Origin of the sequence: Pseudorhodoplanes sp., from assembly GCF_035565855.1 — a bacterium.
GTDB lineage: Bacteria > Pseudomonadota > Alphaproteobacteria > Rhizobiales > Xanthobacteraceae > Pseudorhodoplanes.
This window is the reverse complement of record NZ_DATMRX010000289.1, coordinates 19,312-32,241: the sequence shown is the minus strand read 5'-3', so window position 1 is coordinate 32,241 and position 12,930 is coordinate 19,312. Positions and strand designations below refer to the sequence as shown.

At 63.0% G+C, this 12,930-nt stretch carries 12 protein-coding genes; 4 read left to right on the top strand and 8 right to left on the bottom strand.

Features of this window, described 5'->3' with window-relative positions; translation table 11 throughout:
* Positions 1 to 8 precede the first annotated feature (8 nt).
* The 3 genes from VN004_RS16550 (at position 9) to VN004_RS16540 (ending at position 4,394) form a co-directional block, all read left to right on the top strand.
* On the top strand, positions 9 to 347 hold the full coding sequence (locus VN004_RS16550) for a hypothetical protein (RefSeq protein WP_325612291.1): 339 nt from the start codon (positions 9 to 11) through the stop codon (positions 345 to 347).
* A gap of 161 nt (positions 348 to 508) precedes the next feature.
* Complete coding sequence (locus tag VN004_RS16545) at positions 509 to 3,373, top strand: penicillin-binding protein 1A (RefSeq protein ID WP_325612287.1); 2,865 nt, start codon at positions 509 to 511, stop codon at positions 3,371 to 3,373.
* 10 nt (positions 3,374 to 3,383) lie between these two features.
* Positions 3,384 to 4,394: a hypothetical protein gene (locus VN004_RS16540; protein WP_325612284.1), complete on the top strand. Its 1,011-nt coding sequence runs from the start codon at positions 3,384 to 3,386 to the stop codon at positions 4,392 to 4,394.
* Positions 4,395 to 4,442: 48 nt separating this feature from the next.
* Here the strand turns inward: VN004_RS16540 and VN004_RS16535 are convergent, their stop codons facing one another.
* On the bottom strand, positions 4,443 to 4,886 hold the full coding sequence (locus VN004_RS16535; RefSeq protein WP_325612282.1) for a heme-binding protein: 444 nt from the start codon (positions 4,884 to 4,886) through the stop codon (positions 4,443 to 4,445).
* A complete protein-coding gene (gene argE / locus VN004_RS16530) occupies positions 4,870 to 6,063 on the bottom strand; it encodes an acetylornithine deacetylase (RefSeq protein ID WP_325612279.1) in 1,194 nt (397 codons plus the stop codon). Before argE ends, VN004_RS16535 begins: the two co-directional genes overlap by 17 nt.
* Positions 6,064 to 6,104: 41 nt before the next feature.
* On the opposite strand from argE, the gene VN004_RS16525 reads away from it, so the two are divergent.
* Positions 6,105 to 6,758 carry a DUF1028 domain-containing protein gene (locus tag VN004_RS16525; RefSeq protein ID WP_325612277.1) on the top strand — a complete coding sequence of 218 codons (654 nt, stop codon included), beginning with the start codon at positions 6,105 to 6,107 and terminating at the stop codon, positions 6,756 to 6,758.
* A gap of 10 nt (positions 6,759 to 6,768) precedes the next feature.
* Here VN004_RS16525 and VN004_RS16520 read toward each other — a convergent pair whose 3' ends face one another.
* The 6 genes from VN004_RS16520 to VN004_RS16495 all read right to left on the bottom strand — a co-directional run bounded on the left by VN004_RS16520 (position 6,769) and on the right by VN004_RS16495 (position 12,925).
* Positions 6,769 to 7,896, bottom strand: coding sequence for an ABC transporter ATP-binding protein (locus VN004_RS16520; RefSeq protein WP_325612275.1), 1,128 nt, complete (start codon positions 7,894 to 7,896; stop codon positions 6,769 to 6,771).
* The gene (locus tag VN004_RS16515; RefSeq protein ID WP_325612273.1) at positions 7,877 to 8,695 is read right to left on the bottom strand and encodes an ABC transporter permease; all 819 of its coding nucleotides are present in this window, start codon (positions 8,693 to 8,695) and stop codon (positions 7,877 to 7,879) included. The genes VN004_RS16520 and VN004_RS16515 overlap by 20 nt, the downstream gene beginning before the upstream one ends.
* Entirely contained in the window at positions 8,695 to 9,504 is an 810-nt protein-coding gene (locus VN004_RS16510) for an ABC transporter permease (protein WP_325612271.1), read from the bottom strand. Before VN004_RS16510 ends, VN004_RS16515 begins: the two co-directional genes overlap by 1 nt.
* Before the next feature lie 136 nt (positions 9,505 to 9,640).
* On the bottom strand, positions 9,641 to 10,669 hold the full coding sequence (locus VN004_RS16505) for an ABC transporter substrate-binding protein (RefSeq protein ID WP_325612268.1): 1,029 nt from the start codon (positions 10,667 to 10,669) through the stop codon (positions 9,641 to 9,643).
* A gap of 222 nt (positions 10,670 to 10,891) precedes the next feature.
* Positions 10,892 to 11,308, bottom strand: coding sequence for a RidA family protein (locus VN004_RS16500; RefSeq protein ID WP_325612266.1), 417 nt, complete (start codon positions 11,306 to 11,308; stop codon positions 10,892 to 10,894).
* Between the two features lie 162 nt (positions 11,309 to 11,470).
* The gene (locus VN004_RS16495) at positions 11,471 to 12,925 is read right to left on the bottom strand and encodes a 4-hydroxyphenylacetate 3-hydroxylase family protein (RefSeq protein ID WP_325612262.1); all 1,455 of its coding nucleotides are present in this window, start codon (positions 12,923 to 12,925) and stop codon (positions 11,471 to 11,473) included.
* Positions 12,926 to 12,930: the final 5 nt, after the last annotated feature.

Genomic DNA, 12,930 nt, shown 5'->3' with positions numbered 1-12,930 from the left:
TAAGGATTATGAGCAACGTTATCTCAATTGCCGCCGTTCGCGCCGACCGGGTGAAGCGGTCGCTCGCAGACCATGGTCAGAGGGGCGAATTCACCCTGATCGAGACGAAAACCGGGCTGATCTCGGCAAAGACGGTGGTTTGTCGGGAGCGTTTCGCCGAAATTCTGAATGTGTTCGGCGATTATTCTGTCGTGGACTACGCCGACATTCGTTCGGTCCGCCCCGTTGCCGTCGCGCAGCATAGCGTCATCAATGCACACGGCGATTTCGTCCCGGCACACGAGCCGGCGCGGGCGCCGGCGCCGGTCGCGGTCCTGCCGTTCACGCCACGCCGCAAGCAGGGCTAGCGGCCGCGTGGGGCGTTGCCGAATCCAGAGCGACCGCCGCCGCAGTTTTACGAACCGTGATCAAAACCCTGATATCATTTTAATTACGCTCCATATTTGGCCAACTTTCGGCTAGTATCATGTCACGCGAAGCCGGGGCGGCATTCGGGTAGCGGCGGTTCATGAACATCATACTGGTCAAGGTCCTGGCCACGGCACTCGCGTTCAGCCAGGCGACGACCCGGCCTGAGGCCATCAAGACCGAATTCAACGCAGTCACCGACAAAATCGAAGTGGAACAGCTGCTGCAGGCAGGCTGCCTGCACATGCGCAAGTCCTTCGATATCGAGCAGATCAATCTGGACGACCTGATCTCCACCGCAATGGACGACAAGGCCGCGCTCGGCGAAGAGATCAAGGCGCTGAAGGGCCTGTCCTTCGGGGACCTCCACGCCGTCTACCGGCAATATTGCAAGGGCGAGGCCGTCGAGAACTCGCCCGTCGACCTCAGCGAGGTGATCGCCTTCTACAACGACTCGCTGAAGGATCTGCCCGACGTCTCGCGGCTGAAGGGCATGAAGCTGCCGGGCATGAGTCTGATCCTCGATATCAAGGGGCAGCCCTTCACCGAGGTCTATTCGCCGGAGAACCGCCGCATCTGGGTGTCGATCTCCGACATTCCGGAAACCGTGCGCAATGCCTTCATCGCCGCCGAGGACAAGCGTTTTCTCCAGCATCGCGGCGTCGACGAACGCGGCCTCGTGCGCGCCTTTGTCGGCAATCTTGCCCAACCCGGCCGGCCGCAGGGTGGTTCCACCATCACGCAGCAACTCGCAAAGACCCTGCTGGTCGGCAACGACGTCACCTATGAGCGGAAGCTGCGCGAGATCATCGTCGCCTCGCAGATCGAGCGCACCCTCAGCAAGACCGAAATTCTCGAACTCTATCTGAACTCGATCTATCTCGGCCGCGGCGCCTGGGGTGTCGAGATGGCGGCGCGCGGCTATTTCGGGAAGTCGGTCGCTGCGCTCTCGCCGGTCGAAGCGGCCTTCATCGCCGGCCTTGCCAAAGGGCCGAGCTATTTCAGCCCGGATCGCAACGCGGCTCGCGCGCGCGCCCGTATGGCCTATGTCCTTGGCCGGATGCGCGAAGATGACATGATCGACCAGGTCGACGCGAAGGCGCAGTTGCCGCAGTTGGTCGCCTATGAGCGGCTGCGTCCGGACACCGGGTTCCATTTTGTCGATCAGGTGTCGCGTGAGGCGCGCTCCCTCCCGGGCATCGGCGCGCTCGACGGTTCGTCCTATGTCGTACGTTCGACGATCAATCCCGACCTTCAGCGCGCCACCGAATCAATCTTGCAGGAGGCGCTCGCGCGCTACGAACTCAATACGGGGCGTTACAAGTTCCAGGGTGCCGAAGCGAATATCTCCGAAGCCTTAAAGGCGATTCCCGAAGCGCGCGAGGGCAAGGAGCCGGCCTGGCTCGAAGCCCTGAAGGCGGTACGGCTGCCGCTCTACGATGTGCATTGGCAGGCCGCCGTCGTTCTCGAGAACGGGCGCACCAAGCGCGGCGAGGTCACCAATGTCGGTCTCCTGGATGGCCGCATCGTTCCTCTCAACCCCTGGAGCGCTGCGGTCAGGCGGAAGCTGCAGGTCAACGACGTGATCTATGTGCGGGTGCGGGAGGCTGCAGGCAAGCAGGCGGCCCGCGCCGAATTGCGGGTACGGCCGAGCGTGCAGGGCGCCGCGCTGGTGATGGAAAACAAGACCGGCCGCATCCTCGCGATGGCGGGCGGCTTTTCCTATCCGCAAAGCCAGCTCAATCGGGCGGTGCAGACCGTGCGCCAGCCTGGCTCGACACTGAAGCCGGTGACCTTCCTTGCTGCGCTGCGCAGCGGATTGCAGCCCAACACGCTGGTGATGGATTCGCCGATCGTGCTGCCGCCAATCGGCGGCACGGCGCGGGCGCGTGCGAAGGATTACTGGGCGCCGCGCGGGGGCTCGGGCGCCGCGGTCACGCTGCGCCGTGCCCTTGAGGATTCGCGCAACCTTGCGACCGCGCAGTTGATGGCGAACGGCATCGAAAGCAGCCCCGAACAGGGCCTCGACAAGGTCTGCGAACTCGCTGTCGAAGCCAAGCTCTACAAGGAATGCAACCGGTTCTATCCCTTCATTCTGGGTGCGCAGCCGCTGCGCCCGATCGATCTTGCCGCATTCTATGCGGCGATCGCCAATGAAGGCGCACGGCCAAGGCCGCATGTCATCGAGGCGGTCGAGCAGAATGGCCGGCAGATCTACAAGGCCGACAATAATGCGGTCGACTGGATCGGTTCGGTGGATCGCGCGGCGTTCTTTCAGCTCAGGTCGATGCTGCAAGGCGTGCTGGCTCGCGGCACCGCGCGCTCGGTCAGGCACCTTTCCGCTTACGCCGCGGGCAAGACCGGAACGACGGATAGCGAGCTGGACGCCTGGTTCGCGGGCTTCACCAACGATGTGACGGTCGTCCTCTGGGTCGGCTACGACAACGCGGAAGGCCGTCGCACGCTTGGCGGCGGCCAGACCGGAGCGCGGGTCGCCTTGCCGATGTTCGAGCCGATCCTCGAGGCGGTGTGGAAGCTGCATGCGCCGAAGGTGGCTCTTACTGGCCCATCGAAAGATGCCGCCCGCGAACTCGTGGCTGTGAATGCCGATCCCTATACCGGCGATGTGAGCCAGCATGGCGAGCGGACCGGCACCGTCGAATATCTGCGGCGCGACAAGGTCGGCGGCATCGCCGACACCCGCTACAAGATTGTCTCGCGCAGCGACAGCTACGACTATTACCGCGGGGGTGACGGCTACGAGGATGGCAGCCGCGTTCAGAGATCGCCGTATGACAACCGTTTCGGGTTTCGTGACTTCTTCCAGCCGCAGCAGAACTATTATTACTATTACGGGCAACAACGGGTGCAGCCACCGTCCCAGCAATTCCCCGATGACGATTATTATCGACGCGCCCCGCGGCGCGTCGATCCGGACTACTTCTTTGGACGCCGGCCATTTTGAGCGGTAACGGATGAGACGCCTCGGAACCGTTCTTGTGGCCATCGCGGGCCTGGCCGCCGCCTTTCTTGGCGATGTGCGTCAGGCGCGCGCCCAGGATTTCAAGCTCGAACCGGCGCCGTCGCTGGCGTCCGTTCCCCTGGACAAGCTCGCGCAGCGCACGATTGTGTTTGTCGAGCACCGTTCCGAAAAGGCCAGCGACGCCGCCAGCGAACTCATTCCGTTCGACGAGTGGGTGCGCAGGTATCCGCAGCAATACCGCTTTCTGTCATTGTTTCCGGGCTTCAAGGAGCCGTCCGGGATCAAGCTTGCGATGTATGTGGCGGAAGCCCGCTTCCGTCTGAACAAACCCGCGGCCACCCTGGACCTGTCCCGCTACGCCAACCTCGCTTTTCTCGAAAAGCTAGACCCGGCGATCAAGCACCGCACGATTGCCGCGGCGGAAGCCGTGCCCAATACCGATCCCGCGTCCTCGAATCGCGCGCCGCTTCGCGCGTGGTGCCAGGATGCGGCCGGATGCTTCCAGTCGCGCTACCGCTTCGAGGGGCGCATCCCCGCGGGAATTCTGCTGGTCAACAAGCTGCGCGACGAGACCAAGAAGCCGATCGCCGATTACATCGATTTCCAAAGCGAGATCCGGCTGCGCGCCGTGAGCGATCTGCAATTCGCCGGCTTCAATGAACTCACCGGCCTCGACGCGCCGGTGACCGGCGTGTTCGAGCAGAGCATCTTCTGGGTCAACCAGGTGATCCATTCCGGCAAGATTCTCGCAGTTATCCAGGAACACCCGACGGACAAGCGCGCAAGCATTGCCACCGTCTATCTCGCGCTGGCGATCCGAAGCGACGTGCTGACCAAGCAGCGCGATTTCCTGAGCGCGCCGATCCTGCGCAATCTCGTTCCCGCGCAGCTGCTCATGGGCCGCAGCTCGTTCAACAGCGGGGATTCGATTAGCGCCGGCTTGCCGCAATTCGCGCGCGGGCGCATCAAGGCCATCGCCGGGATCATCGAGCAGGAGCGCTGACCGGTCCCGGCGAGCGGTGTCGCTCGCGTCGCACGAAGCGAAGTCCAATCAAGGCATCTGGTCCTCGGCGCCGAGGCCCTTCAGCGCGGCGCGCGCGACTTCCACGTCCTGCGCACCGGTGCCTGAGCCGACGCCGATAGCGCCGACGCAGACGCCATCGATAATGATCGGCAACCCGCCTTCGAGATTGGTGAGACGGCCGCCGGCGGCGATCGCCAGCTTGACTTCAAGCGACGGGTCGAGCCGCGAGGTCGGCTGCCGGTGCGAGGCTGCTGTGATCGCCTTGCTTTTCGACGTTTCGGCGGACAGGAGCTTTGCGCCATCCATCCGGATATAGGCCAGCATGTTGCCGCCGTCGTCGACGATGGTGATGTTCTGCGGCACGCCAAGCTCCTCGGCCTTGGCGATGGCGGCCTGCAACGCGATCATCGCGCCGGCATGCGTGAGCTTCAGGAACGGGCGCGTGGCCGGCTTCTCACTGTTTGTCGTCATTCATCCATACCTTTGCGGGCTTGCCGAGTTGCGATGCCAGCCGTTGCATCATTGTGTCGGCGGCGGCCAATTCGGTTACGGCGATCCATTCGTCTGCCTTGTGCGCGCGTGCGATGTCGCCGGGCCCGCACACAACGGTGGGAATGCCGGCCTGCGCATAGATGCCGGCTTCGGTTCCGAAACTGACGGTCATGGCCGGACCGGCATGGCCGGCCAGCCGCTGCGCCGCACGCACGGCTGGACTATCGGGCGCGGTCATGAGTGCGGGGTAGGAGGCCATGTCCTCGACCGTGATGTCGGCCTCGGGCGCCTGCGCCTTCAACCGGTCGCGTTCGCGCGCAATCGCGGCATCGACCTGTGCCAGCAGCGCGGCCGCATCGGCGCCGGGCGTGTATCTGACTTCAAACTCGAGCGCCGCGCGGTCCGGCACGAAATTCAACGCGCTTCCGCCGTGCAGCGAGCCGACATGGATCGTGGTGTAGGGCGGATCGAAGGCCGCGTTGTGCGGGCCGTCCCTCGCGGTGCGCAGCGCAAGCTCATCGAGAAAGGCTGCGATGCGAGCCGCGGCCGAAACCGCATTCGCGGCCCGATGCGGCAATGCCGAATGCCCGCCGCGGCCCGTAACGACCACACGGCGCGCGACCTTGCCCTTGTGCGCGTAGCCGATGCCAAGGCCGGTCGGCTCGCCGACGATGCAGAGGAGAGGCGTTTCGCGCAGGCCGGCGATTTCGGCGACGAGATCGGGCGCGCCGAGACAGCCGACCTCTTCGTCGTAGGACAATGCGATATGGACCGGCGTCGCCGTCGCGGCAGCCTTGAAGTCGGGAACATGCGCGAGGACGGAGGCGATGAAGCCCTTCATGTCGGTCGCGCCACGGCCGATGATACGATCTGGGCTGCGCGTCGCTGCGAAAGGAGATGTCGTCCAGTTCTGCCCGGCAACAGGCACGACATCGGTATGCGCCGACAATACGACGCCGGCCCGATCGTCGGGTCCGATGGTGGCGAGAAGCGATGCCTTGCGTCCGCTCCGGTCCGGTATCCGGCGAGACGCGACGCCGTATTGCGACAGATAATCCTCGATCCATGAGACAATATCGAGATTGGATTCGCTGCTTACGCTGGCAAATCCGATCAGACGTTCGAGGATGGCCGTCGTGCTTTGCTCAGAAGCCATTGTGTGCCATCACGAATGCGGGACAATCGGGATCACGCGCCATGACCTATTCGATCGCCGCGCGATGCGAGAAGAGCGGAGCTTTCGGCATCGCCATCACCTCCTCCTCGATTTGCGTCGCGAGCCGATGTGCATGGGTTGGTCCGCTGGGATGCGTGTCGACGCAAAATATCACCGATCCGGCCCTGGGCCCCACCGGACTTGGATTGCTGCGGCAGGGCCTCGGCGCCGGCGCGGTGCTGCGGCTCCTGCTCCAGGGAACGCCGCAGCCGGAATTCCGTCAGATCAGCGTGGTCGACCGCTACGGTCAGGTCGCCATGCATTCGGGCGCCGAAGCGCTGCCGCTTGCAGCCATGGCCGAAGGGCCATCCTGTGTCGCCCTGGGTAATCTGTTGGCCTCGCCGGATGTGCCTGCGCGCATGATCGCCGGTTATGTTGCTGCGGAAGGTGAGCCCCTTGCGGAACGTCTGATGCGGGCGCTGGAAGCGGGGCTCGAGGCCGGCGGCGAGACCGGCGACGAGCATGCGGCCGGCCTTCACGTTGCAGATGTCTATGACTGGCCGGTGGTCGATCTGCGCGTGGATTGGCACGACGATCCGATCGCGGAGTTGCGGCGCATCTGGGACCTGTATGCGCCGCAGCGAGCGGCTTACATATCGCGCGCGCGCGCCCCCGGCACGGCTCCAAGCTTCTAGCAAGGTCACCTCACGCCGTCCGCGGAAAGGCCACCGCATCCTCGCCGAGGATGGCGATGGCCACCTTCGATCCCGCGTGCGAGAGGCCGGCCGCCTCGCGGGCGGCGAGGCGCATCATGAGCCGCCCGTTCGCAGCTTCCGGCGCATCGACATAGAGATCGACATGATCGCCCTGATAAATCGCGGCCGCCACCTGTCCCTCGAATGCCGCCGTATCGGGCGCGCCGACCTGCATATGTTCGGGCCGCACGAACAGATCGACCTGCGAACCCGTCGAGAGGCCGGACAGCGGCGCCGCGGGGACAGCGATCTTCGATCGGCCGACCGATACAATGGCGCTGTCGCCTGCCATCTGCTCGATGGTCGCATGCAACAGCGATCCCTCTCCGATGAAGGAGGCGACGAACCGGTCGGCAGGACGCCGGTACAGCGCCTCCGGCGTGTCGATCTGACAGATGCGGCCCGCCGACATCACCGCGATCCGATCGGACAGTGACAGCGCCTCGCTCTGATCGTGCGTCACGAAAATCGTGGTTACGCCGAGCCGGCGCTGGATCTCCTTGACCTCGACCTGCATCGAAGCGCGCAAATTCTTGTCGAGCGCGGAGAATGGTTCGTCGAGGAGCAGCACCTTCGGCTCGATCACGAGGGCCCGCGCCAGCGCAACGCGCTGCTGCTGCCCGCCCGACAATTCGCGCGGCTTGCGTTCCTCGTATCCGGACAGCTTCATCATCGCCAGAATTTCGGCGACGCGGCGCCGGATTTCGTCCTTCCGGACGCCCCGCGCCTTCAGCCCGTAAGCCACGTTGTTGGCGACGGTCATGTGCGGAAACAGCGCATAATTCTGGAACACGATTCCGGTCTGGCGCGCGAAGGCTGGCACGTCGGTCACGAGTGCGCCGTCGATGAAAATCTCGCCCTCGTTCGGTGCGAGGAAGCCGGCGACCAGATTGAGCAAAGTCGTCTTGCCGCATCCGGAAGGCCCGAGCAGCGTCATGAACTCGCCACGCCGCACCTTCAGCCAGGCCTGATCCAGCGCGACGCTCGGGCCGAAGCGCTTGCTGACGCCGTCGAGACGAACGGCTGCCTCGGCCGCGACCTGCTCGGTCGGCTGACGATCACCGGGCCTGCTCAACATTCAGTACCTTCCCCAGACCGAGAAACGCATTGGCGAGCGCAAGCAGCGTCGCTGTCACGACAATAAAGATCACCGAAAGCGCCGCCATCGTCGGGTCGGCATATTCGCGCACGTAATTGTACATGGCGACCGGTAGCGTTTGCGTGCGCTGCGCAGTCACAAACAGCGCCGCGGTGAATTCGTTGAAGGACAGGATGGCGGCAAACAGCCAGCCGCTGACAAGGCCGGGCGTCAGAAGCGGCAATGTCACGGTCAGAAGAACGCGCCAGGGCTTCGCACCGAGGCTCGCCGCGGCAAGCTCCAGCCGATGGTCGAGATTGCGAAGCGAAATGTAGACGCTGCGCAGGACGAAGGGCAGGACGAGGATGACCTGACAAACGATGACGACAGTGTAAGTGCGCGTCATTCCGATCTGGGCGGCGAAGATCAGCATGCCGAGGCCGACCGTGAAATGCGGTACGACCAGCGGTGCGAGCAGCAGCCCTTCGATGACGTTGCGTCCACGGAACCTGTACCGGTCGATCACATACGCAAACGCGGAGCCGACGACCAGTGCGATGATCGACGTCGCCAGCATGACGATCACACCGTTCTCGAAGCCCAGCCGGAAGTCGCGGTAGTTGATCGCGTTCTGGAACCAGCGCAGCGAAAATTCCTTCGGCGGGAAGGCGAGGATCGCCTTGTCGTTGAAGGCCGCGATGGTGACCACGAAGGCCGGCAGGATGATGAAGCCGAGCACGGCAACGACCAGAAACTTGCCGGTCAGACCGAGCAGGCGTTGCGACACCGGTTGCGCCATCAATGCACTCCGACCTTCTCGAGAGGCCTGAGCGTCAGCCGCATTGCAGCTATGGCGACATATGTCAGCGCGAGACCTGCGACGCAGAGAGCGGCGGCAAACGGGAAGTTGAAGTTCGCAAAGCCCAGCGTGTAGACGAGGTTCGAAACCATGTTGACCTTGCCGCCGCCGACAAGCTGAGGCGTGGCGAAGGCGCTGAATGTCCAGGCGAAGGCGGTGGTCAGTCCGGCGACGATACCGGGGCCGGACAGCGGCAGCGTCACCGTGAGAAATACCCGCACCGGGCCGGCGCCAAGGCTTTCCGCGGCTTTTTCGTAAGCCGGATCGATATGGGCAATCGCTGCGGCGAGCATGACAACGACGACCGGCAGCGAGACGTGAACAAGCGCGATTGTCACCCCTGTCACCGTGAAGAGGAGCTGGATCGGCTGCTCGATGATGCCGGCTTGCCGCAGGACCGAGTTGATGAAGCCGTTATTGCCGAGCACCACGGTCCAGGAATAGGTGCGCACCACTTCGCCGAGAAAGAGCGGCGTGACCGTGACGATCAGGATGAAAGATTTGACGAACAGGCTTTTCGACCGCACCAGCGCATAGGCCAATGGATAGCCGAAGATCAGGCTCAGGATCGCGGTGAGGAGGCAAAGCCAGACCGTGTCGATGAAGACCCAGGCATAGAGCGGGCGCGCCATCGCGGCGAAATTCGCCAGCGTGAAGCCGCCGACGTCGAGCGAGCCGGGGATGTGGGCCCGCACGCTGAATTGCAGGATCGCCAGCATCGATATGGCGAAAACAGCTGCAACGATCACGGCGGGCGCCGTGAACAGCTTCAGAAAGGGTCGCGTCTGCGCGCCCCCCGACGCCGGTCCAGACTGATCCAAGAACGTATTGCCTAGTGCGAAACTGAAGCCGGGCTCACCGCTGGGATGAGCCCGGCAACAATCATCAGTTGATGACGTTTTCGGTGAACCACTTTCTCCATTCGCCGGTCTTCTCGGCGCGGAGCTTGTGGTCGATGATCAGCGCTTCCTTGTTCCACTGATCAGGGGTGGTGAACACGCCGGGCAGCTTGGCGACGTCATCGGGAAGCTTGGTGTTGGTGACCACGGGGCTGCCCTTCTTGATGGTCGCCACTTCAGTCTGGACCGCCGGATCGAGCATCAGGTTCACGAACTTGTAGGCGAGGTCCGCGTTCTTCGTGCCCTTCATGATGGCGACGGTGTCGATGCCGAGCACGGCGCCTTCCTTGGGCATGGCGACTTTCACCGGAACGCCCTGGCTCGCGATGTGATAGGCGTTCATCGACAGCATCACCTGGACAGGTGCTTCACCATTCTGCAGGAGCTGCTGCGAGGCGGCGTCGTTGGCGTAATAGGCCTTGAAGTTTGGCTTCAGCGCCTTGAGCTTGTTGTTGCCTTTTTCCCAGCTTGCCGCATCGCCGCCGGACAGCATCGCCGACACAACGACCAGATGGCTGGCATCGAAATCAGGAGCCGAGATCTTGCCTTTCAGAGCCGGATTCCAGAGGTCATTCCACGATTCGAAGGTGATGCCGGCGGGCACCATGTCCGGCCGATAGCCGATCGAATAGACATAGGCCCATGAGCCGATGTGATAGGGACTGATCTTGGCCTGTTCGACGAGCGATTTGGCGTTCGGGATCTTGCTCATGTCGAGCTGTTCGTAGAGGCCATCATTGGCATAGAGCCAGCCGACATGCGACGTCGTGAACGTGATGTCGCTTTCGGGATTGCCCTTGGCGAGCTTCGCCTTGTTGAGCCGGTCGATCGTGCCGCCGGTGATGAATTCGACATCAGCGCCGGTCTGTTCCTTGAACTTCTTGGCGACGGTCTTCTCCAGGAGATCCTTCCAGCTTCCACCCCAAGTCGATACGACAAGCTTCTCGGCGGCGTGGACCGGCAGCGTCGAAAGCGCCACGGCGATTGCGGCTGATGCGAGAAATATTCGTTTCATGCTCAGACTCCCTCTGTTGATCGACCCGAGAGCAAGCAAGTTGCGCGCCATCGGGAGACGCAAATCGGGGAGGGCGGCTTTCCGCCATCCCTTGCCCATCCAAGTTTCCTCACCCGTGTCGCCCTGACCTCGATCAAAGGCACGGACATTGTCATTGTGGTTTCAAGTTCCACCGTCGACGCGCCCGACACGCGCGCGGCAGTTGTTCGCTAACCGCTCGACCTAAGCGCGGTCGGCGGGAATGACTGCAGTGACATCAATCTCCATCAGATATTCCGGTTTGGCGAGTCCTTCGACGATGAGGCCGGTCGACACGGGGTAAACGCCTTTGAGCCATTTGCCGACCACGCGATAGACCGGTTCCCGATACGCCCGATCGGTGATGTAGATCGTGATCCGGACGATATCCTCGAGCCTGGCGCCTGCTTCTTCGAGCAGGATCTTCACGCATTTCATGGCGTTTTCGGTCTGCGCCGCGGGGTCGCCGATGCCGACAACCTCACCCTCGAGGCTCATTGCGGTCTGGCCGCGCAGATAGACCGTATCGCCGGCGCGAACGGCCATGCAGAGATCGTTGTCTAGATTTTGTTCGGGGTAGGCGTCGCGGGTGTTGAATTTTCGAATACGGGTATGTGACACGACGACAAAGCCCCCTTCATGCTGCCGTTAAACGGTCGAGTTTGCGATCTTTGAACAAGACTGGATTGCGCGATTGCGAAAAAGCGTCGCCTCGCGTCAGAGAAACGACGCACCATGTGGTGCGTCGTGTCATTTCTTCAGGTTGTGCCGCATAAACGCACATCATGCCCTGCCGCCGGTGACGCGATCGGACAGGTCCGCCGCGCGTTTGACGAAATCGAGCGGCCCCGAGAAGTCGAAGGAATTGTAGACCGCGGCCAGATGGTTGAAGTGCGGCGCCTGCGCGAACTGGATAAAGGTCAGCCGGTGGCCGGCGTAATCCGAATTCAGAAGGTCGCGCGCGAAAGCGAGCAGCTTGCGCCGATCCTCGGCATGCCAGTTGTCGTTCAGGGTGTAGAATTTCTCGAGCCAGTTGCCGGAGCCGGGCGCCTTGAACGCCGCTTCGTTCGGGGTGACGCAAATCTGGCCCCCGCACAATTCGCGGGCGATATGCATCATCTGCGGCAGGTTCGAGCAGGCGAAAACGCGGCCGGCATAGAGCATCGGCTGGTTCGGCATCAGAAGATCGCCGGGGCTTTTCTGGGCCGCGGCGACAGCGGCTGTGAGATGCGCGTTGATGCCTTCGCGGTAACAGACGAGGTCGGCGAGCTTTTCTCGGACCGCCTGCATCTTGTCGAGGCCGGTCTGCTTTGCGTTCCACATTGCCGCGCCGATCATCATGTCGGCGACGTAAAGAATGCGCAGCACGTAGGGAAATGCGGAATAGCGGTGCAGCGTGCCGCGGATATATTGGGCAGCCTTGGTGTAGCGATAGAAGAACACGTCCTCCCAGGGGATGAGGACGTCGTCGAGCACCATGAGGAAGTCGACTTCGTCGAACTTGTTGGCGAGCGGATAATCGGCCGCGCTGGCGCGTCCGGCGAACCCTGAGCGGGCGATGTGCTTGACGCCCTTCGCGCCCATTCTCACGATGCCGCCGACCGCGTAATCGGACAGTTGTTCGTTGGTCCAGGCGCCGACGGTGGGCTTCAGAAAGGCCTGGTCGGCATAGCCGGAGGCTGTCTCGTATTTCGCGCCGCGGACGATGATGCCGGCATCGGTCTCGCGAACGACGTGCACCATCATGTCGGGGTCCTGATCCTGCGGCGCTTTCGAGCGGTCGCCCTTCGGATCGGTATTGGCCGACACATGGAAGGGATCGTTCTCGATCACCGCCTGGATGTGGTTGGCGATGTTGTTGCCGAAGCGCGGGTCGATCTCGTTCAGAACGTCGCGGCCGTCATACAGCGACCACATCTCGCCGACGGTTTCGTCGCCGACGCGGGTGACGACGCCCTTGATCTCGTTCATCACCGCGTCGCAGGCGGCGCGCTTGTCGTTCCAGTCCTGCTGCTCGCGGGGCAGCCGGTTGAAAATCGAATGCCGGTTGTTGTCTTCCAGATAGGTCAGCGTCGACGCATGCGCGTCCTCGTGCTGCATGTCGTACATGCGTGCGCGGATATCGATGATCGGTTTAAGGGCGGGATGCCGCGTCGGATCCTTGACCTGCTCGCCGTCGATCCAGATTTCGCGCCCGTCGCGGAGGCCCTCACGGTATTGCGCGCCCGTCCGGATCATTGCCG